Raw genomic sequence first — 25212 nt, 5'->3', positions numbered from 1 at the left:
CAGAGATCCGTCCACGTGAAGCGTTCCCCAAAACGATCGTCTACAGACTGAAGCTTTGCACAACCCCGGCGTTATGCCAGAGCAGCGGCAGGATATTTCTCAAGTGCTCGGGGCTGGCACTGGTCCAGAACTGCGCGTCGCGAGGTGGTCCCTCTGCGAGCAACTCACGCTCGGCCAGCAGGCGCTGGGTTTGCCGGGCAACAGCCGCGCCAGTATCGATCAGGCTGATGTCGGCGGGGAGCATCTGCTTGAGCAATGGCTTGAGGAAAGGATAGTGCGTGCAACCGAGAATAATCGTGTCACACCCGGCCGCCAGCAGAGGTTCGAGATAACCGGCCAGTAACTGGCACAGCTCCTGGCTGTGCAGGTCACCGGCTTCGATCAGTTCCACCAACCCTGGGCACGGCTGAGTGACGACCCGTACATCGGTGGCAAAACGGTCGAGCAAGGCCGCGAACTTGGCGCTCTGCAACGTCCCGGTAGTGGCGAGCACACCGACCACGCCACTGCGAGTAGCCGCGGCGGCTGGCTTGACCGCAGGCTCCATGCCGATGATGGGCCAGTCCGGGTAGTCGCGACGCAAATCCGCGACACCGGCCACGGTTGCCGTGTTGCAGGCCACGACCAAGGCCTTGGCACCTTGCCGGACAAAAAACTCCGCGACTACGCTGCAACGCTGGCGAATGAACTCGGGAGATTTCTCGCCATAGGGAATGTGCCCGCAATCGCCGACATACAACAGCGATTCATTGGGCAACAATTGCTGGATCTCAGCCAGCACCGACAACCCGCCGACCCCGGAATCGAACACGCCGATGGGCGCTTCACGCATGCCTGCCCCCGCAAACACTGCAGCCTGGATCACGCTTGACCCGCAACTCACGGAACCGCGCCCCCAAGGCATCGATTAATAATAACCGTCCCACCAATGGCTCACCGAACCCGACCAACAGTTTCAGCGCCTCAAGCGCTTGCAGGCTGCCCACCACCCCCACCAGCGGACCCAGCACGCCGGCTTCGCTGCAGGTCAGTTCGGCTTCGCTGCCGTGCCCGTATAGACAGTGGTAACACGGGCTCTCGGTGCGACGTGGGTCGAACACCGACAACTGCCCTTCCAGACGAATAGCCGCCCCGCTGACCAAGGGTTTTCGCGCCGCCACACACGCCGCGTTCACCGCTTCGCGGGTGGAAAAATTATCGGAGCAGTCGAGCACCACGTCGACCGCCGACACCGCAGCCGCCAACGAGTCTTCGTCCAGTGCGACGCGATGAGCGATCAGTTGAATCTCGGGGTTGATCGCCGTCAGACGCCGGATAGCCGAGTCGACCTTGCTCAACCCGACGCTGTCGGTGTCGTGAATGATCTGCCGTTGCAGGTTGGTCAGGTCGACCGTGTCGAAATCCGCCAGATGCAACTCACCGACGCCAGCCGCCGCCAGGTACAGCGCGACCGGCGCACCGAGCCCGCCGAGGCCGACGATCAAGACGCGGCTTTGCTTGAGTCGCAATTGGCCGTCGATGTCGACATGTTGCAACAGAATCTGCCGGCTATAACGCAACAGCTCCTGATCATTCAGCACGGTAGACGCCCCAGACTGATACGTTCATGGTCACCGAGGTCCTTGCGGCTGTGGACCTCTTCAAAACCTTGGGTCAGCAGCAAATCGCGCACGGCATCGGCCTGATCATAACCGTGCTCGAGCATCAACCAGCCGCCAGCCTCCAGGTGCTGCGGCGCCTGGGCGATGATCAAGCGCAAGTCATCGAGCCCGTCGGTGCCGGCGACCAACGCACTGGCCGGTTCGAATCGCACGTCACCGGCCACCAGATGCGGGTCGGCGCAGGCGATATAAGGCGGGTTGCTGATGATCAGCGTGTAGCGATGATCTTTCAGCGCACTGAACCAATGACTGCAGAGCACCGTGACGTTGTTCAAGTGCAGACGCTGGCGATTGCGCTCGGCCAGGGCCACGGCTTCGAGGATCCGGTCCACTGCGCTGACTTGCCAGGCCGGACGCTCGCTGGCCAAAGCCAGGGCAATCGCGCCGCTGCCGGTGCCTAGATCGAGAACCCTGGCGGGTGTTGCGGGCAACAGTTCCAGCGCAGTTTCAACCAGCAACTCGGTGTCCGGACGCGGGATCAGCGTATGCGGCGCCACTTCCAGGTCCAGCTTCCAGAAACCCTGCTGGCCGAGAATATAGGCCACCGGCTCGCCAGAGCGGCGACGCTGCAGGTACTCGGCAAAGGTCAGCGCGGCTTCGCTGGGAACGATACGCTCCGGCCAGGTGTGCAGAAAACTCCGGGACTTGCCCAGGGCAGCGGCCAGCAGCAACTCGGCATCCAGGCGCGCGGTCGGCGAGTCCGGCAAATCGGCTGCACGCAACAAACTGGCAATGATGGTCATTTATTCACCTATCGCTGCCAGTTGGTCAGCCTGATACTCGGCCAGCAACGGCTCGATCACAGCATCGACGCCACCCGCAAGGATTTCGTCGAGGGAATACAGCGTCAGGTTGACCCGGTGGTCGGTGACCCGGCCCTGGGCAAAGTTGTAGGTCCGGATTCGCTCGGAGCGGTCGCCCGAGCCCACCAGCAATTTGCGCTCGCTGGCGATGGCATTCGCCGCGGCGCTGGTTTGCTGGTCATTCAATTTTGCCGAGAGCCAGGACATCGCCCGCGCCCGGTTCTTGTGCTGGGAACGTTCTTCCTGGCACTCGACCACGATGCCCGACGGCAAGTGGGTAATCCGGATCGCCGAGTCGGTCTTGTTCACGTGCTGACCGCCTGCGCCGGAGGAGCGATAGGTATCGACGCGCAAATCTGCCGGGTTGATCTCGATCGCTTCCTGTTCGTCCGGCTCAGGCAACACCGCTACGGTGCACGCCGAGGTGTGGATACGGCCCTGGGATTCGGTGGCCGGAACCCGCTGCACGCGGTGCGCGCCGGATTCGAACTTCAGCTTGCCGTAGACATTGTCGCCTTCGACCCGCGCGATAACTTCTTTAAAGCCGCCGTGCTCCCCGATGTTCTCCGACAGAATCTCGACCCGCCAGCCACGCCGTTCGGCGTAACGCGAATACATGCGGAACAGGTCGCCGGAGAAAATCGCCGCTTCGTCACCACCGGTGCCGGCGCGAATTTCCAGGAACACGTTGCGCCCGTCGTTCGGGTCCTTGGGCAGCAGCATGCGTTGCAGGCTGGCTTCAAGTTCGATCAGTTGCTCTTTGGCTTCGCGGACTTCTTCGACGGCCATTTCACGCATGTCCGGATCGCTGTCCTTGAGCAGCGCCTGGGCACCTTCGAGATCGCCCTGAACCTTGAGCAGCTGTTTATAGGTGGCGACAATCGGCTCAACTTCCGCGTATTCCTTGGAATAGGTGCGGAATTTGTTCTGATCGGAAATGACTTCGCCATCGCCAAGCAAGGCGGTCAGTTCCTCGAAACGGTCCTGGAGGATGTCCAGCTTATTGAGCAGTGACGCTTTCATTGCGGTTTTTTATCCGAAGAGCTATCCGAATTACCCTCACCGAGGGCAAAGAGTTCCTGGGCCATGGCCAGCGCATCGAGGCGGCCTTCGGCGGTAAGCTTTTTCAACTGTACGCTGGGAGCATGCAACAGTTTGTTGGTCAGGCCACGGGCCAGCTGCACCAGCACGTCTTCAGCACTGCTGCCGTTGGCAAGCAGGCGCTGGGCTTTGTGCAATTCTTCATCGCGCAGACGTTCGCTCTGTTGACGATAGGCCTTGAGCACATCCACCGCCGCCAGTTCACGCAGACGAACCATGAAGTCGTCGGCGCCGATGGAAACCATTTCTTCCGCCGCCTGGGCAGCACCCTGACGGCTCTTGAGGTTTTCGGCGACCACTTCGTGGAGATCGTCGACGCTATAGAGGTAAACGTCATCCAGCTCGCCGACTTCCGGCTCGATATCCCGTGGTACAGCGATATCAACCATGAAGATCGGTTTATGCTTGCGCAATTTCAGGGCGCTTTCGACCGCGCCTTTGCCAAGAATCGGCAACTGGCTGGCGGTAGAACTGATGACGATATCACTGCGCACCAGTTCTGCCGGGATGTCCGAGAGCAGCACCGCGTGGGCGCCAAACTGCTCAGCCAGGATGCTGGCGCGTTCCAGGGTCCGGTTGGCGACCACGATCCGCTTCACGCCCAGCTCATGCAAATGGCGGGCGACCAGGGTAATGGTCTCGCCAGCGCCGATCAATAACGCCTGGCTGCGCTGCAAATCGCTGAAAATCTGTTTCGCCAGGCTGACCGCGGCAAACGCCACGGACACCGGGTTTTCACCGATGGCGGTGTCGGTGCGCACCTGCTTCGCCGCATTGAACGTGGCCTGAAATAAACGCCCAAGCAGCGGACCAATGGTTCCAGCCTCGCGGGCCACGGCGTAGGCCGATTTCATCTGGCCGAGAATCTGCGGTTCACCCAACACCAGCGAGTCGAGCCCGGAGGCGACACGCATCATGTGACGAACTGCCGCATCATCTTCGTGCACATAAGCGCTGGCACGCAGCTCTTCGAGGCTCAAATGGTGATAATCGGCCAACCAGCGCAACACGGTATCCGCAGAAAGATGATCCTGTTCTATATAGAGTTCACTGCGATTGCAGGTGGAGAGGATCGCAGCTTCGCGGCTGTCGGTGAGTCGGCAGAGCTGCTGCAAGGCCTCAACCAGCTGCTCTGGAGTAAAAGCCACGCGCTCGCGGACGTCTACGGAAGCAGTCTTGTGGTTAATACCGAGTGCAAGGAAGGCCATTCAAGGTCGCTGATGATGTCGAGAAGCCGACAATTGTCCTACTTCGCCTGACTCAGAACAACCATTGCCGACTATTGTCCTGATACCTTGCCTCTATACAGGGGGTCGAGCACCTGCGCAGGGGTTGAGTTCAATGGCAAATTGACAGGCCGGTTATGTTTGGTCGAAGGCTTGTGTCATGATGATCCGACCGCAGGTTAGTCGTCCTCTTCCCATATGAATAGATCTTCCGCGTTGCTCCTCGCTTTTGTCTTCCTCAGCGGCTGCCAGGCCTTGGCACCCGTTTCGCCGAGCGGTATCCCGCCGGTCGAAGGCAGCACGAAGGCTCCTGAAAAGCCCAAGGTTTACAGCTCGTTCAGTGAAGACACGATCTTCAGCCTGCTGAGCGCGGAACTGGCTGGCCAGCGCAATCGTTTTGACATTGCCCTGGACAACTACGTGACCCAGGCCGTCAACACCCAGGACCCGGGTATCTCCGAGCGAGCCTTTCGCATCGCCGAATACCTGGGCGCCGATCAGGCAGCGCTTGATAGCTCGCTGATCTGGGCGAAAAACGCCCCGAACGACCTCGAAGCACAACGGGCCGCCGCCGTTCAGCTGGCCCGTGCCGGGCGTTATGACGACTCCATGACCTATATGGAGAAGGTTTTGCAGGGCAAGGGCGATACTCACTTCGACTTCCTCGCCCTGTCCGCGGCCGATACCGATCAGGACACCCGCAACGGTTTGATGAAGAGTTTTGACCGTTTGCTGCTGCGCCACCCGAAAAACGGCCAGCTGATTTTCGGCAAGGCCCTGTTGCTGCAACAGGACGGTGACGCCAAGGGCGCACTGACTCTGCTTGAGAAAAATCCTCCGCAAGCCGGTGAAATCGCCCCGATTCTGTTGCGCGCGCGCCTGTTGCAAAGCCTCAACCGTGGCAATGAAGCGCTGCCGCTGCTGGAAAAAAGCATTCGCAAATACCCCGACGACAAGCGCTTGCGCCTGACGTATGCCCGCCTGCTGGTCGAACAGGACCGCATGGACGACGCCAAAGAGCAGTTCTCAAGCCTGGTCCAGCAGTATCCGGAAGACGACGAGTTGCGCTATTCCCTGGCACTGGTTTGCCTGGAAGCCAAGGCCTGGAACGAGGCCAAGGGTTACCTGGAAGACCTGATCGCCCGGGAAAGCCATGTCGACTCGGCCCACCTGAACCTGGGTCGCATCGCCGAAGAACGCAACGACCCGCAAGGCGCCCTGATCGAGTACGCGCTGGTAGGCCCGGGCAACGACTATTTGCCGGCGCAACTGCGTCAGTCCGACATCCTGATAAACAACGGACGCACCGCCGAAGCCCAAAGCCGTTTGGCCAGAGCACGCGACGAACAACCGGATTACACGATCCAGCTGTACCTGATCGAAGCCGAAACCCTGTCTGCCAACAAGCAGGATGATCGCGCCTGGGCCGTTCTCGATGCAGCCTTGAAGCAGTATCCGGATGATCTGAACCTGCTCTATACCCGGGCCATGCTCGCGGAAAAACGCAATGACCTGGCGCAGATGGAAAAAGACCTGCGACTGATCATCAAGCGTGACCCGGACAATGCCATGGCGCTGAATGCCCTCGGTTACACCCTGTCCGACCGCACCACGCGTTACGCCGAAGCCAAGGCGTTGATCGAGCACGCGCACCAGCTGAACCCGGAAGACCCGGCCGTTCTCGACAGCCTCGGCTGGGTGAATTTCCGTCTGGGCAACCTTGATGTCGCCGAGCGCTACTTGCGCCAGGCCCTGGAGCGTTTCCCCGATCAGGAAGTCGCAGCGCACCTGGGTGAAGTCCTGTGGGCCAACGGCAAGCAACGCGAAGCCAAACAAATCTGGGGAAAATTCCTCAAGGAACAACCCGACAGCCCTACCCTGCGCAGTACCATCAAGCGCCTGACCGGTTCCGAGACTCTTTAAAATCATGTTTTTGCGCCACATCATCGTTTTCAGCTTCATCGCCCTGCTCGCCGGTTGCGCGGGCTTTGGCGCCCGTGAATCCGTCGAGGGCCACGGCAATCCCGCGCAATGGCGCGAGCACAAACAGCAACTAACCAGCCTCGATGGCTGGCAAATCAACGGCAAGGTCGGTATCCGGGCCCCGAAAGACTCGGGCAGCGGCACCGTGTTCTGGCTGCAACGACAGGACTACTACGACATTCGCCTGTCCGGCCCGTTGGGTCGCGGCGCGGCACGCTTGACCGGTCGCCCCGGACAGGTGTCGCTGGAAGTGGCCAACCAGGGTCGCTTTGAGGCGCCAACGCCCGAAGCCCTGCTCGAAGAACAGCTAGGCTGGAAACTGCCGGTTTCGCATTTGGTCTGGTGGGTTCGCGGATTGCCCGCGCCTGACAGCAAAAGCCGCCTGAACCTGGATGCCGACAGTCGCCTGGCCACTCTCGAGCAGGATGGCTGGCAAGTCGAGTACCTCAGCTACATCCAGCAAAACGGTTATTGGCTGCCCGAGCGGATCAAACTGCACAGCACCGACCTTGATGTCACGCTGGTGATCAAGGACTGGCAACCTCGCAAATTGGGGCAATGACATGCCTGCCACTCGCCTGACCCTGCCCTCGCCGGCAAAACTGAATTTGATGCTGCACATCCTCGGTCGCCGTGAAGACGGCTACCACGAGTTGCAGACGCTGTTTCAATTTCTCGATTACGGCGACGAAATCACCTTCGCCGTACGCGATGACGGCGTCATTCGCCTGCACACCGAATTCGAAGGCGTCCCTCACGACAGCAACCTGATCGTCAAAGCCGCCAAAAAACTTCAGGAACAATCCGCTTGTTCGCTGGGCATTGATATCTGGATCGAAAAAATCCTGCCCATGGGCGGTGGAATCGGTGGCGGCAGTTCGAATGCGGCCACCACGCTGTTGGGCCTCAATCACCTCTGGCAGCTGGGCTGGGACGCGGATCAACTGGCCACGCTGGGCCTGACGCTCGGCGCGGACGTCCCGGTTTTCGTGCGTGGGCACGCGGCTTTCGCCGAAGGCGTGGGAGAAAAGCTCACCCCTGTAGACCCTATCGAGCCGTGGTATCTCGTGCTGGTGCCGCAAGTATCTGTAAGTACAGCAGAAATTTTTTCAGATCCGCTGTTGACACGTAACTCTTCTCCCATTAAAGTGCGCCCCGTTCCCAAGGGAAACAGTCGAAATGACTGCTTACCGGTGGTAGCAAGGCGTTATCCAGAGGTACGTAACGCTTTGAATTTGTTAGGTAAATATACCGAAGCAAAACTCACCGGAACTGGAAGTTGTGTGTTTGGGGGCTTCCCAAGCAAAGCTGAAGCTGATAAAGTCTCGGCCCTTCTTACAGAGACCCTTACAGGGTTTGTAGCAAAGGGAAGCAACGTTTCGATGTTGCATCGCAAGCTGCAAAGTCTGCTCTAAAAGAACCGGGTACTGGGTACTCGTTGCAACAGATACAGGGGCGTCGCCAAGCGGTAAGGCAGCAGGTTTTGATCCTGCCATGCGTTGGTTCGAATCCAGCCGCCCCTGCCATTTTCCTATACTCATCCAGGTTACCCTCAGCCTTCAGGTACTGCGCGTGTCCAAGATGATGGTCTTTACGGGGAACGCTAACCCCGATCTGGCTCGGCGTGTCGTACGTCAGCTGCATATCCCTCTCGGTGACATTTCTGTCGGTAAGTTTTCCGACGGCGAGATTACCGCTGAGATCAATGAAAACGTCCGCGGTAAAGACGTCTTCATTATTCAGCCGACTTGCGCTCCGACCAACGATAACCTGATGGAACTCGTCGTGATGGCTGATGCCTTCCGTCGCTCCTCAGCCACTCGAATCACTGCGGTGATCCCCTACTTTGGTTATGCCCGTCAGGATCGCCGTCCGCGTTCCGCACGTGTGGCTATCAGCGCGAAAGTCGTCGCTGACATGCTTACCGTAGTCGGCATCGATCGTGTTCTCACGGTTGATTTGCATGCTGACCAGATCCAGGGCTTCTTCGATATTCCGGTAGATAACATCTACGGCTCCCCGGTACTGGTGGATGACATCGAAGATCAACGCTTCGAAAACCTGATGATCGTGTCCCCGGACATTGGCGGCGTCGTGCGTGCACGTGCTGTTGCCAAATCCCTGGGCGTGGATCTCGGGATCATCGACAAGCGCCGTGAGAAAGCCAATCACTCTGAAGTGATGCATATCATCGGTGATGTCGAAGGGCGTACCTGTATTCTGGTCGACGACATGGTCGATACCGCCGGCACCCTGTGCCACGCGGCTAAAGCCTTGAAAGAGCATGGCGCTGCCAAAGTCTTTGCCTACTGCACACACCCTGTGCTGTCGGGTCGGGCCATCGAAAACATTGAAAATTCAGTGCTGGACGAGCTGGTGGTGACTAACACCATCCCGCTGTCCGCTGCAGCACAAGCCTGTGCACGTATCCGTCAACTGGATATCGCACCGGTAGTTGCCGAAGCGGTTCGCCGCATCAGCAACGAAGAATCGATCAGCGCGATGTTCCGCTAAGGGCCCTGCCCTTCGGATACATCTCGATGACGAAAAGCGCCCCGCCCCGGCATAACCTGTCGGGGCGGGGCTTTTTTGCCCATATCGCCTTTAGCGCTGGTCGCAAACGCTGGGGCGAATGTGGTTATTTTGGAGATACAACATGAACGAATTTACTCTGAATGCTGAAGTGCGTTCCGACCTGGGGAAAGGTGCGAGCCGCCGCCTGCGTCGTCTCGCAAGCCTGGTTCCAGCTGTAGTTTACGGTGGCGAAAAAGCCCCTGAATCCATCAGCATGCTGGCCAAAGAAGTTGCCAAACTGCTCGAAAACGAAGCGGCTTACAGCCACATCATCGAGCTGAATGTTGGCGGCACCAAGCAAAACGTAATCATCAAAGCTCTGCAACGTCACCCGGCCAAAGGCCACGTGATGCACGCTGACTTCGTACGCGTTGTTGCTGGTCAGAAACTGTCCGCTCACGTTCCTGTGCACTTCGTCAACGAAGCTGCTGCAGTGAAAAAAGGCGGCGAAATTTCGCACGTTGTTGCTGAAGTTGAAGTTTCCTGCCTGCCAAAAGACCTGCCTGAATTCATCGAAATCGACCTGGCTGACGCCGAAATCGGTTCGATCATTCACCTGTCCGACATCAAGGCCCCTAAAGGCGTTGAATTTGTTGCTCTGGCTCACGGTAACGACCTGGCTGTTGCCAACGTTCACGCTCCACGTGTTGCTCCAGAAGCTGCAGAAGGCGCTGCAGAGTAATTCACTCTGTACGCCGGAGTGAGCAAGTAACATCGCGGACTGGAACGTAGCGAGAAAGCGGGCGGGAACGCGGAGTTTACATAATGGTAAATGAGCATTTCTCGTCCACTTTCGCCGCACACACCTCCTATTGCGCCGATGTTATCCACCACTCCAAAGAAGGGCCCCTGACGTGACTGCCATAAAACTGATCGTTGGCCTGGGAAATCCAGGCGCCGAATACGAACAGACCCGGCATAACGCAGGGGCCTTTTTTGTTGAGCGCATCGCGCAAGCACAAGGCATCAACCTTGTGGCCGATCGCAAATATTTCGGCCTGACCGGGCGCTTCTCGCATCAGGGTCAGGATGTTCGTCTGCTGATTCCCACTACCTACATGAACCGTAGCGGCCAGGCCGTGGCGGCTCTTGCCGGGTTTTTCCGCATCAAACCGGAAGAAATACTGGTGGCGCATGACGAACTCGACTTGCCACCCGGCGTTGCCAAGCTCAAGCAGGGCGGCGGGCATGGCGGTCACAACGGGTTGCGCGACATCATCGCGCAACTGGGCAATCAAAATACCTTTTACCGCTTGCGGCTCGGCATTGGCCACCCAGGCGTTGCCAGTATGGTTTCAAACTTTGTCCTGGGTCGTGCGCCACGCGCCGAACAGGAAAAACTCGATGCCAGCATCGACTTTGCCCTCGGCGTGCTGCCGGATATCCTCGCCGGAGAATGGAACCGCGCGATGAAAAACCTGCACACCCAGAAGGCCTGACTCTAACTCCTTGGGGAAATACCATGGGATTCAACTGCGGCATCGTCGGCCTGCCTAACGTCGGCAAGTCCACCCTGTTCAACGCCCTGACCAAATCCGGTATCGCGGCCGAAAACTTCCCCTTCTGCACTATCGAGCCGAACAGCGGCATCGTGCCGATGCCGGACCCGCGCCTGGAAGCCCTGGCGGCCATCGTCAATCCGAAGCGCATCCTGCCGACCACCATGGAATTCGTCGACATCGCTGGCCTGGTTGCCGGCGCCTCGAAAGGTGAAGGTCTGGGCAACAAGTTCCTGGCCAACATCCGTGAAACCGATGCCATCGCTCACGTAGTCCGCTGCTTCGAAGACGAGAACGTGATTCACGTCTCCAACAGCGTCGACCCGAAACGCGACATCGAGATCATCGACCTCGAACTGATCTTCGCCGACCTCGACAGCTGCGAGAAGCAACTGCAGAAAGTCACCCGCAACGCCAAGGGTGGTGACAAGGACGCCGTGGTTCAGAAAGGCCTGCTGGAGCAGTTGATCGCTCACTTCACCATCGGTAAGCCTGCTCGCAGCCTGATGAAGAACCTGAGCTCCGACGAAAAAGCGGTGATCCGTGGCTTCCACCTGCTGACCACCAAACCGGTCATGTACATCGCCAACGTTGCTGAAGACGGCTTCGAAAACAACCCGCTGCTCGACGTGGTCAAGGCCATCGCCGAAGAAGAAGGCGCTGTGGTTGTACCGGTCTGCAACAAGATCGAAGCGGAAATCGCCGAACTTGAAGACGGCGAAGAAAAGGACATGTTCCTCGAAGCCCTGGGCCTCGAAGAACCCGGCTTGAACCGCGTAATCCGCGCTGGCTACGAAATGCTGCACCTGCAGACCTATTTCACCGCCGGCGTTGAAGAAGTCCGCGCCTGGACCGTCCGCGTCGGTGCCACCGCACCACAAGCTGCTGGCGTGATCCACACCGACTTCGAGAAAGGCTTCATCCGCGCCGAAGTCATCGCCTACAACGACTTCATCCAGTACAAAGGCGAAGCCGGCGCCAAAGAAGCCGGTAAATGGCGCCTGGAAGGCAAGGATTACATCGTCAAAGACGGCGACGTGATGCACTTCCGCTTCAACGTGTAACAGGAACCGTGGATTTCCACGGATCTCGATAGACACAAAATCCCCGTAATCACTCGCTGATACGGGGATTTTTTGTCTTAGGATTGCCACCCTCCTCCATTGTAATCTGGGATGTTGATGGGTACGCTACCGGGTATGACGCCTAAAAGCCGGTTTGAAAAACCGGGTATGACGGGAATCCGGAGATCAGGCCATGCTGACCGATACCCAATGCCGCACCGCAAAGCCCAAGGACAAACCCTACAAGCTCACCGATGGAAAGGGGCTGTACCTGGAGGTCAAACCCAACGGTTCAAAAGCATGGCGCTACCGTTTCGAGCTTCGAACCGCAGACACGGCCAAGGAGAGCACCTTTGCGATTGGCGACTATGCGATCGCGCCTCGGGGTGAATCTCAGGAAGAGGCCCAGGCTCGAAAGAATGGTCGACGCTTTACGTTGGCAGAGGCACGGGACGAGCGCGTTAAAGCCAGAGATTTGGTGAGGCAAGGCATCAACCCCGCCCAGCATCGGCAACTCGAGCGCATCAAGCGAGAGCAGGAAAATGCCACTACCTTCGAAGCTGTGGCGAAAGAGTGGCTGGCCCTGAAGGATTGGGTAGACATCACCAAGACCAAGCGGCTGGATATGCTCCAGCGTGTGGTCTTTCCCAAGATTGGTCTGTGGCCGATCAAGAGCATCACCCCAGCGCACATTCTGGATGTGCTTACTACGTCGGCGAAAAAAAACGGCCTGACAGTTGCGGCAGAGGCCAAACGCAGTATGTCCGGCATCTTCGAGCTCGCGGTTTCGACACTGCGGGCAGATACCGATCCGGTGTATCCAGTTCGCAGAGCACTCCCGGCAAACAAAACCCAGCATAAGCGCCCGCTAACTGTGGAGGAAATTGGCCAACTTCTGAGAGATGTCGAGGGACATTGCGGTCGCCACGAAACCATTACTGCATTCCGCCTGATGTGGCTGACGCTCTGCCGACCGAACGAAGTAGTGGAAGCGCGGTGGGATGAGTTTGATTTCGACGCCAGCCGCTGGCGGATTCCCGCTGAGCGGATGAAAAAGCGCAAGGAACACATTGTACCTCTACCCACCCAGGCAATGGACATGCTGCGAGCTCTGCATACCGTCACGGGCAGATATGAGCACTTGTTTCCCCACCGCGATGAGCGAACCAAGCCGATGGTCGCGGCTTCATTCCGGCAGATGCTCAAAGCACTGGGGTGGAGTGGCAAATACAGCCCCCACGCCACCAGAACCACGGGAAGTACCCGGCTCAACGAGATGGGCTATCCTGCCGACTGGATCGAGCGACAACTCGCCCACGCCGAGCCCAATGCGGTACGGCGCACCTATAACCAGGCGGAGTACCTGGTGGATCGCGCGAAGATGATGCAGCAGTGGGCAGACATGCTTGATGTATGGATTCTCGGCAAAATCAACATCACGCCCCTCAGTCGAAGTGCCAATCGGTAGCAGATAGCTCCTTTACCTACTGGCGACAGCGGCGACACCGGCGACAACCCACGTCGGCACGGGGCTGGAAGGTGGCGACAGTGTTGGCGACAGTCGCCACTTTCAGGTTCGCTACTACGCTCTTTCAGCCAAGTCCTCATCGCCGAGAAGGCTCCGCATTCCCGGCGATGAGGGCTCACACGACAAACCCGACGAACAGCTACATCGCCACCGAAGTCCACAGATTTCCAAAGCTTTCCAATGGTCTCAACTAGCGCAACGCTTACCCAAAAACAGCGATTGACCCACAGCGAGAAGGGGCTTAAACCAAGCCCTGAGGATCGCTGTCGTTGACAGCACCAGCCCAGGTAGCCCGAACCTTCAAGGCTACGCCACTGCGTGGTGGTTCTCCCTAAGTGCGATCAGCATCCGGTGGCTCGCACGGTCACAACGCCGTTGTGATGGATGCCGACTGCTCCAATGCATCTGTGCAGCAGATTGCCTGCTTCGTCCCCTTCTGCCCTGCAGCAACCCCCTCCCTCGGCACATCTCGCTGCGCCAGACTGCGCCCGTCTCTTTCTCCTGGAAAGAGACGGGCGCTCAGCACACTGCTGCAGCCCACGTCTGATCGGGCTTTGCGGCAATACACCTCGTGACAATCGGCATGACAAAACCGATTCGACACGTCTCGCATTAACGCTGGCGACGGTGCCACAGCCCAGGACAGGCTGCACCTGACTGACAGTCAGGCATGCCCCAGTCGCGACGTTAATGTCTTTTCCCACCCATGATCTCGCGGTACCGGATTCGTCAGCCGGTGCAGCCTCCACCCGCCCGCATCCTTGGATGCGTTCAGGAGGCCAGATCGATGGGAAATGCCCGAGCTCTTGGTCGTAAGGAGCCGTCCGTTCCGCGTCAGTGAACACCCTCACAGGCCGCAGGGGCCTTCATCCCTGACAACACTCAACATCCGTGGCGGGAGCGTGAGGAAACACTGGGAGAACAGGAGACAGCTGATGCTGCAATCAACATGGCGGCTGCCGCCGCAACCGTTGCTGGAGGCCAGCCAGGCGCCATTGGATTATCCCGTGGCCGCCCTCGGTGATCTGCTGGGACCGGCCGTCGAGCGCATGGCCGAGGTGATGGGTGTACCCCGCGCTATGGCCGCACAATCGGTGCTGGCCACATCGGCCTTGGCTACCCAGGGACATGCCAATGTCCATCTGGATGGCAGGATCTATCCGCTGTCGTTGTACCTGCTCACCGTAGCCTCTTCCGGCGATCGCAAGACGGCGGTGGATCGGCTGGCCTTAAAGCCAGCCCGCGAATGGGAACGCCAGCAATGGCAGACCTACCGTGAAAAACTCAGTCGCTACCGCGCCACGCTGGCGCAATCGCAGAAGTCAGCGACTACCAGCGAGAGCAAAGCCGACCAGCCAGTCCATATGGAGCCAGAGCCAACCGCGCCTCGGCTGATCAGCAGCGAACCGACCATCGAGGCCCTGATCAAAAGCCTGTGTTTTGGCTTCCCCAGCATGGGACTGTTCAGCGACGAGGGCGGCCAGTTCCTCGGTAGCAGTACTATGAGCCGGGACAATCGCCTCAAGGCCGTGACCACCCTGTCATCCCTGTGGGACGGCAATCCCATCGACCGCTCCCGCTCCATGACTGGAGAAAGCCTACGCGCCTACGACCGGCGCTTAAGCCTGCATTTGATGCTGCAGCCTTATTTGGCGAGACAGTTACTCAAGGATCCGCTGCTCAACGGCCAAGGCATCTTCGCCCGCTGCCTGATCACCTGGCCGCAGAGCTTGGCCGGACAGCGCTTTTATCAGCCGGTGGATCTCACCCAAGATGCCAAGCTCAAACGCTACACCCAGCGAATCACCGAACTACTGCAACGTCCTTGGGCAGTCGACAGCGATGGCGCGCTACAACCCAAAGCCCTTGCACTCAAAAGCCTGGCCCGGCAAACCTGGATCAACCTGCACGACACCATCGAAGCCCAACTGGGCGAGTTCGACGAGCTGGCCAATGTGCGACCCAGCGCATCCAAGGCCGCAGACAACCTTCTGCGCATCGCCGGCGTCTTTACGGTGCTGGAAGGCAGCGACATGATCGAGGTCACGCATATCCAGCGTGCCTCTTCACTGATGGCTTACTACCTGACCGAAATCCAACGGCTGACCGAGCAGGAACCGGCCTGCACCAAGCTCGAGGAAGCCGATCGGCTGCTGCGTTGGCTGCAGGAAAAACAGTGGTCGCGCTTCACCGTGCGCGACCTCACCCGCAACGGCCCACGCTTCGCTCGCAAAAGCAGCCACCACACGGTGGCCCTGCTGGTCGAGTTGATTATGCATCAATGGCTCAGCACAGACGGTCGCCACTTTGAGGTGCGCCATGTTTCGACTCAATGAAGCGCTGCGCAACCGGCGCGCCCAAGGCAAAAACACTCAGCAGTTGCAGCTCGTCGCCACTGCTGTCGCCACTTTGTCGCCACGCGCAAAGCCAGACGCCACGGGGCTTGTCGCCGGTGTCGCCGGTGTCGCCGCTGTCGCCAAAAACAGGGAGAACGGTTCCCTCATCGGTGACCTGATTGAGCGCCTACACAAGGAAGGTGCGGAACTGTTCTGCCTCAACAACCGGCTGTGTTTTCGCCTCAGCGAATGGGACCAACTAGATCTGGTGAACCGCCACTGGCGCGAGCTGCTGGCTTACCTGCGCCAGCATGAGAAGGAAATCCAGGATGGCCCTGGTCGGCAGGCGTGACGGCCGCAACTTTGGCTATGGTCGCCAGTTGAGCTACGCCGGTCCGCAAGCACTCAAGGATCTGTTCGGCGGCGGCCATTTCGCCACAGTCAAAGCCCACAGTGATCGTTGGCAGGCATTCGTGCGCTGGTGTCGATCCGAAGAAGGGCCGGGCTATAACGATGCGCGGCAGATTGACCGACAAACGCTGCTCAGCTATGCCCAGTACCTTCGCCAGCAAATCGACCACGGCGACCTCAGCATCGCCACCGCGCAAAACCGGTTGTCCAGCGTCAACCGAACGCTGGCGGCGCTTCGCGGTGATCAGTATGTGAAAGTTCAGAGCCCGAGCCAGGCATTGGGACTGCAGCGCTCAGCAATCCGCCGTGTCGCGCCGCAAGGTCAGGATCGGCAGCACATTGAACGGATCACTCAGGCCCTCAGTGATCAGGGGCAACACCGGATCAGCGCCATCGTGCGCTTGGCTCGTGAAACCGGCATGCGCCTTCGTGAAGCAATCTTGGCCGACCTGTCAAGACTGCAACGCGAGGCCGAACAACTAGGCAGGATCAATATTCAAGACGGCACCAAGGGCGGTCGATCAGGGGCATCAGCTCCGAGGTGGATAGCAGCGACAGACCGAGTCCGGACTGCGCTGCATATCGCGCATAACGTCTCGCCACACGGCAGTCACAACCTGCTGGCCCGCGATGAAAGCTACATACAGTTCATGCGGCAAACGGTACGTCCAGCACGAGATTTCCTACACGACCTCGATCTCAAGGGCTTTCACGAACTTCGAGCGGCCTACGCCTGTGAGCGTTATGAGCAAATCACAGGCTATCTCGCACCGATAAACGGCGGCGACTGCTACCGACAGCATCGCCAGCTTGATCGAGAAGCTCGGCAACAGATCAGCATCGAGCTAGTGTGCTGTTTTCGAAATAACTTGCTCTTCCATCTGCGTTTCCATCGCTTCACGTGCCCGCCGGATCTTGCTCAAAATTTCCTCGCCTTTCGCGTTCCAAACGTAGCGGGTCGGTTGTGCGTTCCGTAATGCCAGGAAGGTGGTAATCGAGCTTTCCAACTCACGTACGGAGCCGAAGCTGCCATCGCGTAAGAACACGGTAATGTCCCTGAAAAAGCGCTCGACCATGTTCATCCAAGAGCTGGAGGTCGGTGTGAAATACACGTGGAAGCGCGGATGTTTCGTCAGCCAAGTCTTCACCTTGGCATGCTTGTGTGTCGCATAGTTATCCACGATCAGATGCAGTTGCAGGTGCTTGGGGGTTTCCTTGTCGATTTTCTTGAGGAAAGCCAACCACTCCTGATGGCGGTGCTGGCGCTCGATGCTACTGATCAGTTTGCCCTGGAGATAATCCAGCGCTGCAAACAGCGTGACCGTGCCGTGGCGAGTGTAATCATGGGATTTGGTTTGGATATGACCGATCCCAAGAGGTAGCCCAGGCTGTGTGCGCTCCAAGGCTTGCACCTGACTTTTCTCGTCGCAGCAGAGTACCAACGCCTTGTCTGGAGGAGCCAGGTACAGGCCGATGACATCCCAGAATTTCTCCTCGAACTGCGGGTCGTTGGACAGTTTGAAGGTGCGCGTCAGATGAGGCTTCAAGTCATTGGCCGTCCACAGTTTATGCACGGTGGTCGCTGATATGCCGGCAGCACGGGCCATGCTTCGGCAGCTCCAGCGGGGCTCGCCGATACGAGGTTGAGTGACCTGTTCGAGCACGCGGCGGATCGTGTCGGCGGGCAGAGGGGATTTGCGTCCACGGCCAGGCTTGTCGAGCAGGCCTTCCAATCTGAGTGCCTGAAAACGCTGGCACCAGTCGGTGACCGTAGGGCGAGAGAAACCTGTCAATCGTACGATTTCTTCTCGCGTTGATCCTTGTGCTGCCAGCAAGATGACGCGGGCTCGACGGCCATCGCGCTGACTGATGGTGGCGGAACGTACGCGACGGCTCAGTTCGGCAAATTCTTCGGGGCTAAGCGTAATGTCCAGAGCACTCACCAGGAACTCTCCAAGGTAGGAATGACACCTGAAGTGTAGTGCAAGCATGGAGAAATTTATTTCGCGAACAGCACACTAGGGCATAGCCGGATTGATGTGGTCTCTGCCTACATCGGAGGAAGAGAATGAACAAGCCATTCGATATGGAGTTGTTTCTAAGTGGAACGCTAACCGGCTCGTATGCCACTTGTCATTTTCAGGAGACGGCTGCACAGAACGTCAGAAGCTGAATGCACTGCCCCAGCGGAGGGGGTTGGATCCATAAGGGGTCGCTGCAGAATTTGGAATTTAAAGCACGGTAAGAAGTACTCGCCCCTCTGCAGCGGGGCTTTGCGCTTAGTGGTTATCGTTGGAAGTGGGGTTATGGTCGTTCTCGAAACTCGACGGTCTCGGCGGCTCAATATGAGAGCTGTTTTCGAGAATGGGACAGGCAAGGCCAGTACTGACGCGGCAATCTTTCTCACGGAGGCTTCTCAGGGGGATCATCGGCAACGGCCGAAGGTGCTTTAAATTCCGAACTCTGAGGCGACCCTTACTCTGACGGAGTTGCCCGCTCGCTTCGACTGGTTTGCTCGACGTTGCCATAGGCATTACCAGCCCAAAGCATGAATTTGCGCGCGATTATTACGTAATAAGTAATAGTTCTTTACAAAAATATAGTTAGCTAATCAACTATATTGTAGGACAATCCTGGTGTTGCCCCCTTTCTGCTCACCGTGTGTGCCTCCGTTTTTCCGATGCACAGGCGGCATGAGTTCCGGGTTGAACAAGATTGAACGCTTTTTCGGCGAGATTACCGTTTATTGACGTGATGGCAGTTTCAGCTCAACACGCGAATTGGCCTGCGCCATCATTGCGTTTTTAGCGTTACACAATGCTTAACCCTGCCGCTCTGTCTGAAGCGCAAAAGGTGAAGGTATCTCGTGCAAGATCCAATAGGCGCGAGAGGCAATGGCATCACGATCTGAAAGCAATATTTTTTATGAGACGGGATGCCAGGCCCTAGGTTTTGATGGCTATTGGATTTGATACTGCATTGTCAGCGGTCGAGACATCTCCCCGCACGCGGGGTACCTACCTGCTATTTCTTGGTATTTTGTTCGTTGGGATACTGCTTTCCTGTGGCCTCGGGCAACTGGATAATAAGAACGCGCAAAGCGAGAAGCGAGCCCACGTAGCGCTACAATTGAGCGCCTTGGCTGCGCAATTGCAGAGTCAAATCGGCCTTGCCTTCAGTGAAACCGAGGGAATCGCTCAGCTGCTGCGCGTTGACGACGCCATCTCACCCGAACATTTCAGGGGCATCGCCCGTGAGGCGATCCACTCGGTGCCGCATATCAGCCGCATCGCCATGGCCCCTGACGACGTGCTCAGTGACATCTATCCATTAGAGGGCAACGAGAGTGTCCTGGGTCTGGACTACCGCAATTTGACCGATCAATACCCGTTATTGAGGCGCTCAAAAGCGCTGGGATTGCCGGTGCTGGCCGGACCGGTGGCGCTCTATCAGGGCGGACAGGCGTTGATTTATCGCCGCCCGATATTCCTCTCTGGGCACAAGGGTATGCGGCGTTATTGGGGCAGCGTCTCGGTGCTCACCGACATCGACCGACTGCTGTTGGCGGCCGGCATCGCAGCGGACAAAGACCTGGACATAGCGTTGCGGGGGCGCGATGGCCACGGGGCCGAAGGCGAAATGATTTGGGGCAAGGCGTCTATTTATAAGCAGCAGGCCATAACCCATACCGTTGAAATCCCCGGAGGCACCTGGCAACTCGCCGCCATCCCACATGGCGGCTGGTCGCAACCTTCGCTGATCACTTCCCCGCTATTTTGGTTGTCCCTGGCTGCGACCGCTCTCTTCAGCGTTTTTGCGGCTCAACTGAGCCTGGGCCATCGTCAGATCCAGATGCCCAGTCGTGCACTCAGGCGTGAAATGGATGAGCGACGTGTGGTCGAAGCCGAATTGCTCGATAAGAAGACATTGTTACAGGTCATCTTTGAGCATGTCCCCTCGCTGATGTACTTGTTCAATACCCAGGGGCGACTGCTCCTTTGCAATCACTCCTTCGAACGGGCTATGCGCTTTTCCGGCGAGACAATGGTCGGCCGACGCCGCGAGTCGTTCATGCAGCCCGAGGATGCCAAGCACTGGGAGAAGGAAGATGACGCGATACTTGCCAGCGGCCAAGCTCAGCGCTTCGAGGAGACGTATTCTGAAAACGGCGTTGTGCGCATTTTTCTGACCACTAAATGCCCTGTGCGCGATGCAGAGGACAAGCTGTTAGGGGTGTTGGGGATTTCCAGCGACATTACCGAGATCCGGCAGACCACCGAACAGTTACGCCTGGCCGGGGTGGTTATGGACAATACTGACGAGGGGGTCCTGATCACAGACGCAAAAGGGCTGATCATCTCGATCAACAAGGCGTTTACCCATATCACCGGCTACACCGCTGAGCAGACCGCGGGCAAGACGCACCGCTTGTTGCGCTCGCAACAAAACGATGGGCAGGTCCATGAACAAATCAGGAGAAGCCTGCAGGAGACCGGCCGCTGGCATGGTGAAGTTTGGAGCCAACGCAAGAATGGGGAAAATTATCCTCAATGGTTGACTGTTAACTCGGTTCGCAACGTGCTGGGCGAAGTCGTGAATTACGTCGCGGTGTTCTCCGACATCACCAGTATGAAGCATTCGCAGGCAGAACTGGAACGACTGGCGCATTACGATGCGGTGACCGGGTTGCCCAACCGGGTGTGGTTTCACAAATGCCTGACCTTGGCCATCGAGCATGCGCAGCCACGACAGGGTCTCCTGGCCGTGCTGATTCTGGATCTGGATGGCTTCAAGACGGTCAACGACAGTCTCGGGCACGCCATGGGCGATCTGCTTTTACAGCAGGCGGCCCAGCGTTTCACGCAAGCACTCAGGCCAGGCGACACGGCTGCCCGACTGGGCGGTGATGAGTTTGTGTTCATCCTCGATAATCTGACCCACGTGGCCGACGCCACTCTTATTGTTCAGAGGATGCTTGAGACACTGCATCAGCCGTTTGAGCTTAAAGGTGCTACCTCGCGGGTCACCGGCAGTATTGGCGTGGCGATTTTCCCTGGCGATGGCAGTTGTACCGAAGACTTAGTCAGACATGCGGACACCGCCATGTACCGCGCCAAGGAAGCGGGGCGCAACGCTTACCAGTTCTACCAGCGTGAAATGACATTGCTCATCCAGCAGCGAGTCTCGTTAGAGCAAGCCTTGCGTCGTGCGCTGGCGCGCAATGAGTTCGAGATCTGGTATCAACCCAAACTCGATCTTTTGACCGGTCAGATCGAAGGCGCAGAAGCGTTGATACGGTGGCGTAGTCCAAAGCATGGGTTGATGTCTCCTGGCGAATTTATCCCTCTGGCTGAACGCACCGGGCTGATTATCCAGATCGGCGAATGGGTGCTCGAGCGGGTCTGTGCTCAGCTTCACCTCTGGCGTAAAACCTACGGCTTCACTCACCGGGTAGCAGTCAATGTCGCCGCACTGCAGATAGAGCGCAGCGACTTCGTCGAAACAGTACGACAAGCCTTGCAACGGCACGATCTACCTGCACGGGCTCTGGAAATAGAAGTTACAGAAAGCCTGCTTATAAAGAGCCTGGAGGTGGCCAGTGACGTTTTGAGTCGGTTGCAGGCGTTGGGCGTGACCATTGCGGTGGATGACTTCGGTACCGGCCACTCATCTCTGGCTTACCTGAAAGCATTGCCAGTCAATAACTTGAAAATAGACCAGACATTCATTTCGGACGTACCGCACGACACAACCAACGTGGCTATCACTCAGGCAATTATCAATCTGGGGCGAGCGCTGGGTTTTACTGTCACAGCAGAAGGGATAGAAACTCGCGAGCAACTCGAGTTCCTGCGCAACGCTGGCTGTGATTTGGGGCAAGGGTATCTAATCAGTCAGCCGATGCCGGCAAAGGAGTTCGAGACTTGGTTGGGCGCGGGTATGGAAGGTATTAATGAACAAGCGTGGTAAAACTTTGCTGGCAATTGGCGTGGCCGCACAACTGTCATTGTTGGTATGGCACTTTTCGTCAGACGAATCTTGTCCGAGCACCTCCAGTTCGCCAGTGCATTTTCAAGAGCAGCCGCCCTTCAAGCCGCTTCCTTCGAACCCACTTGCTCCAACGGGCTCAACTGATCGGGAGCCAACAGAAAACCTTTCGCCGGCCCAGGCTAACCCATTGCTTTTATCAGGTGAGGCTTCCGGCTCAGAACGGATTCTTCCAGAGCCCGCTGCGGACACGCTGGAGTTCTCTGACATGACGATGTTTCAGGGGATCTCTATCCTTGCTGGACTTATCGCGCTGGCCGGTTTACTAATGGCTTTCTTCTACACGAAGAAAAAGCCTGCAATAAAATTTCATATTTCTCCCCCTCGACCAGGCTCCTTACTGATTTTTGAAAACCTCTGCCTGACATGTGGCCAAGTAATTGGCTACGGTAGAAAAGAAATCAAAAAAGCCACGTCGCGCCAAGGTCTCTGGATAATCGAAATAACCATTAATGCAACCAATAAGCGGCGATCCATCGAAGCTATTCGTCAGTTGGAGCTGTCGGTGGTCCGCCGAGAACACAATTTTATAATTGTCGGCCCCTACAGGCTAAAACAGAATGCCGCCGAGATTCTGCAGGAGCTGAAAGAAAAATATAATGTGCGAGGCTGGCTGGAAGCAGGCAACTGAATTCAAGACAGCCATGATTTTACTTAGCTGAAATAAAGTTTAGGTGCGGCCGGGACAGAAACTCCTCACCAAAAATAAAGGACGCCTCTGTGAATCAAACCAGACTAATCGCAACGCTGCTTTCAAACATTATCGAACCCCAAATACGGCGCGGCGGTGGAAGAGTTTATGCTCTGGGTTGAGGCGAGAGGGGCTACAGTGTTTGCTGCGAATATTCGGGGTGTTTTGGAGGCGCTACATGATAACGACGCGAGGATTGCCAAGGTCATTGCAACTAGGAGTAAGAAAATGAGCCGCATGTATCCCGTACAGGTCATTGCAGTAACCGGGGGAAAAGGTGGCGTCGGCAAGACGAATGTGGCAGTAAATCTGTCAGTGGCATTGGCTGAGCGCGGTCGGCAGGTCATGCTTCTTGATGCTGACCTCGGACTGGCAAATGTCGATGTTTTACTCGGGTTAGCCCCCTCCAAAAACCTCGCTGACGTGATTAAGGAAGTTCTGAAGTACCCACCGATTTTTGATGCCTTCTCTGCGTGAGGTTCAAAAAACGCTGATTTGGTCGAAAAGCAGACCTTTCCACTCTTTAATTCATGATTTTTCCTCTAATCGCGCTGTTTCAGGGCGATTAGCCCGCATTACAGGCGCACCTCTCCTGCATTCAACAATCGTTTTCGCACCATCCACAAGTTCGACAAGGCGAACAACGTCGTCTGTTGAGCGATGTTTTTCGTCAGACCACGAAAGCGCACTTTCGTATAGCCAAACTGGCGCTTGATCACTCGAAATGGGTGCTCAACCTTGGCTCTGACTTGCGCTTTCGCATACTCAATTCCGCGTAGCGCACTGCCGATCACCGTGTCTTTGCCATGCTCTTTGTACGAACTGGGCCGTGCAGAAATCGACCAGATCATCTTGCGATCCTGATGTTCCGGGCGCTTCTGCACCCCGGTGTAACCGGCATCGCCACAGACGTGAACCTCTTCCCCATGAAGCAGTTGATCCACTTGTGTCACGTCCGCCACGTTGGCAGGAGTACCGACCACGCTATGAACCAAGCCCGAATCCGCATCGACGCCAATGTGGGATTTCATTCCAAAATAGTACTGATTTCCTTTCTTGGTCTGATGCATCTCGGGATCGCGTTTCTTGTCTTTATTCTTGGTTGAGCTGGGGGCATGAATGATCGTCGCATCCACTATCGTTCCGTGGCGCAACATCAATCCACGCTCACCCAGATAACCGTTGATAACCTGCAAAATCCCGCCCGCCAGGTCATGCTTCTCCAGCAAGCGGCGGAAGTTGAGGATCGTGGTTTCGTCAGGAATTCGATCCAGATGCAGCCCTGCAAACTGACGCAGGATCATCGTTTCATACAGCGATTCCTCCATCGCCGGATCGCTGTAGCCGAACCAGTTCTGCATCAGATGAACCCGCAACATGGCCAGCAACGGATACGCCGGACGACCGCCTTCACCCTTTGGATAATGCGGTTCGATCAAGGCAATCAACCCCTTCCAGGGCACGACTTGATCCATCTCGATCAGGAAGCGCTCACGGCGGGTTTGCTTACGTTTGCCGGCATACTCGGCATCGGCGAAGGACATCTGTTTCATCGGGGCTCAACCGGTCGATTCGTGTGAGGGGGTATTTCACCAGAGTTGGAAGTCTTTTTCAGAGTTTCCTTAAGGGACGATGTGAATTGCGGGATATAGTCCTACAAGGCCCTCGCGGAATCAGCATCGTTCCTGCCACTTCAGGCGGCCAAAGTATGAGTCATTTAACGCCAGCTCAGTACGCCGGAATAATTCAAGCGTTTAATGAAATCGACAAAAAACTTGATATATTAATCATCGATACGTCCAGCGGCATAGGTAGCTCGGTTATCAATTTTATTCGTGCATCCCGCGAAGTGTTAATGGTGGTGTGTGACGAACCAGCTTCAGTCACCACCACCTATATGTTAATAAAGATTCTTAGCCAATCTTACGGCATGAATCGTTTCCGCATACTCGTTAACATGACACAGACCCCCCAAGAAGGACCCGATCTTTTTGCTAGGTTGCTTCGTGTTACTAATCTTTTCCTTGACGTAAGTTTACAATATGTTGGCTCCATACCTCATGATGAATGCATGCGCAAGGCTGTGAAAATACAGCGTGCTGTGTACGACGCTTTTCCTCGTTCTAAGTGTTCCTTGGCATTTAAGGCTCTTGCACAAAAAATAGATTCTTGGCCATTACCGGAAAACCCGCGCGGGCAATTGGAGTTTTTTGGTGAGCGATTGTTAACCACACCAATGCGGCGCGTGCCCGTGAATATTGTAACGTAATTCTGAAGGTTTTAATTT

Annotated in this window: 19 protein-coding genes, 1 tRNA gene and 3 pseudogenes; 16 read left to right on the top strand and 7 right to left on the bottom strand. The window is 57.0% G+C overall.

What is annotated here, in order from left to right; translation table 11 throughout:
• Positions 1-40: 40 nt before the first annotated feature.
• From murI to hemA, 5 genes are read right to left on the bottom strand one after another with little or no spacing between them, the layout of a single operon-like run.
• Complete coding sequence (gene murI, locus HK44_RS05165) at positions 41-832, bottom strand: glutamate racemase (protein ID WP_019693626.1); 792 nt, start codon at positions 830-832, stop codon at positions 41-43.
• Positions 825-1580, bottom strand: a complete 756-nt coding sequence (locus HK44_RS05160) for a molybdopterin-synthase adenylyltransferase MoeB (protein WP_019693627.1) — start codon at positions 1578-1580, stop codon at positions 825-827. The genes murI and HK44_RS05160 overlap by 8 nt, the downstream gene beginning before the upstream one ends.
• Positions 1574-2404 carry a peptide chain release factor N(5)-glutamine methyltransferase gene (gene prmC / locus HK44_RS05155; protein WP_019693628.1) on the bottom strand — a complete coding sequence of 277 codons (831 nt, stop codon included), beginning with the start codon at positions 2402-2404 and terminating at the stop codon, positions 1574-1576. The genes HK44_RS05160 and prmC overlap by 7 nt, the downstream gene beginning before the upstream one ends.
• The gene (gene prfA / locus HK44_RS05150) at positions 2405-3487 is read right to left on the bottom strand and encodes a peptide chain release factor 1 (RefSeq protein WP_019693629.1); all 1083 of its coding nucleotides are present in this window, start codon (positions 3485-3487) and stop codon (positions 2405-2407) included.
• Positions 3484-4773: a glutamyl-tRNA reductase gene (gene hemA / locus HK44_RS05145; protein WP_019693630.1), complete on the bottom strand. Its 1290-nt coding sequence runs from the start codon at positions 4771-4773 to the stop codon at positions 3484-3486. The genes prfA and hemA overlap by 4 nt, the downstream gene beginning before the upstream one ends.
• 216 nt (positions 4774-4989) lie before the next feature.
• On the opposite strand from hemA, the gene HK44_RS05140 reads away from it, so the two are divergent.
• From HK44_RS05140 to HK44_RS05085, 12 genes and pseudogenes are all read left to right on the top strand, one after another.
• The gene (locus HK44_RS05140) at positions 4990-6714 is read left to right on the top strand and encodes a tetratricopeptide repeat protein (protein ID WP_019693631.1); all 1725 of its coding nucleotides are present in this window, start codon (positions 4990-4992) and stop codon (positions 6712-6714) included.
• A gap of 4 nt (positions 6715-6718) precedes the next feature.
• Positions 6719-7336 carry a lipoprotein insertase outer membrane protein LolB gene (gene lolB, locus HK44_RS05135; protein ID WP_019693632.1) on the top strand — a complete coding sequence of 206 codons (618 nt, stop codon included), beginning with the start codon at positions 6719-6721 and terminating at the stop codon, positions 7334-7336.
• A 1-nt stretch (position 7337) separates the two neighbouring features.
• Positions 7338-8189 carry a 4-(cytidine 5'-diphospho)-2-C-methyl-D-erythritol kinase gene (gene ispE, locus HK44_RS05130; protein WP_019693633.1) on the top strand — a complete coding sequence of 284 codons (852 nt, stop codon included), beginning with the start codon at positions 7338-7340 and terminating at the stop codon, positions 8187-8189.
• A 36-nt stretch (positions 8190-8225) separates the two neighbouring features.
• Positions 8226-8300, top strand: a tRNA-Gln gene (locus HK44_RS05125).
• Positions 8301-8346: 46 nt separating this feature from the next.
• Entirely contained in the window at positions 8347-9288 is a 942-nt protein-coding gene (locus HK44_RS05120; protein WP_003171603.1) for a ribose-phosphate pyrophosphokinase, read from the top strand.
• Positions 9289-9430: 142 nt separating this feature from the next.
• The gene (locus HK44_RS05115; protein WP_019693634.1) at positions 9431-10030 is read left to right on the top strand and encodes a 50S ribosomal protein L25/general stress protein Ctc; all 600 of its coding nucleotides are present in this window, start codon (positions 9431-9433) and stop codon (positions 10028-10030) included.
• Between the two features lie 172 nt (positions 10031-10202).
• Positions 10203-10787 carry an aminoacyl-tRNA hydrolase gene (gene pth / locus HK44_RS05110; RefSeq protein WP_019693635.1) on the top strand — a complete coding sequence of 195 codons (585 nt, stop codon included), beginning with the start codon at positions 10203-10205 and terminating at the stop codon, positions 10785-10787.
• Positions 10788-10810: 23 nt separating this feature from the next.
• Positions 10811-11911 carry a redox-regulated ATPase YchF gene (ychF, locus tag HK44_RS05105; RefSeq protein WP_019693636.1) on the top strand — a complete coding sequence of 367 codons (1101 nt, stop codon included), beginning with the start codon at positions 10811-10813 and terminating at the stop codon, positions 11909-11911.
• A gap of 193 nt (positions 11912-12104) precedes the next feature.
• Positions 12105-13379, top strand: coding sequence for a tyrosine-type recombinase/integrase (locus HK44_RS05100; protein WP_019693637.1), 1275 nt, complete (start codon positions 12105-12107; stop codon positions 13377-13379).
• A 995-nt stretch (positions 13380-14374) separates the two neighbouring features.
• Complete coding sequence (locus HK44_RS05095) at positions 14375-15775, top strand: YfjI family protein (protein ID WP_019693638.1); 1401 nt, start codon at positions 14375-14377, stop codon at positions 15773-15775.
• Complete coding sequence (locus HK44_RS05090) at positions 15759-16127, top strand: hypothetical protein (RefSeq protein ID WP_019693639.1); 369 nt, start codon at positions 15759-15761, stop codon at positions 16125-16127. Before HK44_RS05095 ends, HK44_RS05090 begins: the two co-directional genes overlap by 17 nt.
• Positions 16105-17034: pseudogene (locus HK44_RS05085) on the top strand (integrase domain-containing protein); the annotation flags it as partial. The gene HK44_RS05090 and the pseudogene HK44_RS05085, both read left to right, overlap by 23 nt.
• On the opposite strand, the gene HK44_RS05080 reads toward HK44_RS05085, so the two are convergent.
• Positions 17032-18129 (bottom strand): IS630 family transposase, encoded by a 1098-nt coding sequence (locus HK44_RS05080; RefSeq protein WP_019693640.1) that lies wholly within the window; start codon positions 18127-18129, stop codon positions 17032-17034. The pseudogene HK44_RS05085 and the gene HK44_RS05080 sit on opposite strands and share 3 nt — an antisense overlap.
• 1012 nt (positions 18130-19141) lie before the next feature.
• Between HK44_RS05080 and HK44_RS05075 the strand changes: the two genes are divergently transcribed.
• The 3 genes and pseudogenes from HK44_RS05075 to HK44_RS05065 all read left to right on the top strand — a co-directional run.
• On the top strand, positions 19142-22156 hold the full coding sequence (locus HK44_RS05075; protein WP_141651678.1) for a bifunctional diguanylate cyclase/phosphodiesterase: 3015 nt from the start codon (positions 19142-19144) through the stop codon (positions 22154-22156).
• Positions 22140-22865 (top strand): hypothetical protein, encoded by a 726-nt coding sequence (locus tag HK44_RS05070; RefSeq protein WP_141651677.1) that lies wholly within the window; start codon positions 22140-22142, stop codon positions 22863-22865. Before HK44_RS05075 ends, HK44_RS05070 begins: the two co-directional genes overlap by 17 nt.
• 288 nt (positions 22866-23153) lie before the next feature.
• A pseudogene (locus HK44_RS05065) lies at positions 23154-23357 on the top strand (P-loop NTPase); the annotation flags it as partial.
• A gap of 143 nt (positions 23358-23500) precedes the next feature.
• Here the strand turns inward: HK44_RS05065 and HK44_RS05060 are convergent.
• Positions 23501-24478 carry an IS5 family transposase gene (locus HK44_RS05060; RefSeq protein ID WP_024264756.1) on the bottom strand — a complete coding sequence of 326 codons (978 nt, stop codon included), beginning with the start codon at positions 24476-24478 and terminating at the stop codon, positions 23501-23503.
• Between the two features lie 68 nt (positions 24479-24546).
• Here HK44_RS05060 and HK44_RS05055 point away from each other — a divergent pair.
• Positions 24547-25194 (top strand): annotated as a pseudogene (locus tag HK44_RS05055) (MinD/ParA family ATP-binding protein); the annotation flags it as partial.
• Positions 25195-25212: the final 18 nt, after the last annotated feature.

The organism is Pseudomonas fluorescens HK44, from assembly GCF_000217955.3.
GTDB lineage: Bacteria > Pseudomonadota > Gammaproteobacteria > Pseudomonadales > Pseudomonadaceae > Aquipseudomonas > Aquipseudomonas fluorescens_AQ.
The sequence above is the reverse complement of the archived record's forward strand: the minus strand, read 5'-3'. Positions and strand labels throughout refer to the sequence as shown.

Coding starts and splice junctions, on each gene's coding strand:
- murI (WP_019693626.1), bottom strand. CDS start 832: ATGCGTGAAGCGCCCATCGGCGTGTTCGATTCCGGGGTCGGCGGGTTG.
- prmC (WP_019693628.1), bottom strand. CDS start 2,404: ATGACCATCATTGCCAGTTTGTTGCGTGCAGCCGATTTGCCGGACTCG.
- prfA (WP_019693629.1), bottom strand. CDS start 3,487: ATGAAAGCGTCACTGCTCAATAAGCTGGACATCCTCCAGGACCGTTTC.
- hemA (WP_019693630.1), bottom strand. CDS start 4,773: ATGGCCTTCCTTGCACTCGGTATTAACCACAAGACTGCTTCCGTAGAC.
- HK44_RS05140 (WP_019693631.1), top strand. CDS start 4,990: ATGAATAGATCTTCCGCGTTGCTCCTCGCTTTTGTCTTCCTCAGCGGC.
- lolB (WP_019693632.1), top strand. CDS start 6,719: ATGTTTTTGCGCCACATCATCGTTTTCAGCTTCATCGCCCTGCTCGCC.
- ispE (WP_019693633.1), top strand. CDS start 7,338: ATGCCTGCCACTCGCCTGACCCTGCCCTCGCCGGCAAAACTGAATTTG.
- HK44_RS05115 (WP_019693634.1), top strand. CDS start 9,431: ATGAACGAATTTACTCTGAATGCTGAAGTGCGTTCCGACCTGGGGAAA.
- ychF (WP_019693636.1), top strand. CDS start 10,811: ATGGGATTCAACTGCGGCATCGTCGGCCTGCCTAACGTCGGCAAGTCC.
- HK44_RS05100 (WP_019693637.1), top strand. CDS start 12,105: ATGCTGACCGATACCCAATGCCGCACCGCAAAGCCCAAGGACAAACCC.
- HK44_RS05095 (WP_019693638.1), top strand. CDS start 14,375: ATGCTGCAATCAACATGGCGGCTGCCGCCGCAACCGTTGCTGGAGGCC.
- HK44_RS05090 (WP_019693639.1), top strand. CDS start 15,759: ATGTTTCGACTCAATGAAGCGCTGCGCAACCGGCGCGCCCAAGGCAAA.
- HK44_RS05075 (WP_141651678.1), top strand. CDS start 19,142: ATGGCTATTGGATTTGATACTGCATTGTCAGCGGTCGAGACATCTCCC.
- HK44_RS05070 (WP_141651677.1), top strand. CDS start 22,140: ATGAACAAGCGTGGTAAAACTTTGCTGGCAATTGGCGTGGCCGCACAA.
- HK44_RS05060 (WP_024264756.1), bottom strand. CDS start 24,478: ATGAAACAGATGTCCTTCGCCGATGCCGAGTATGCCGGCAAACGTAAG.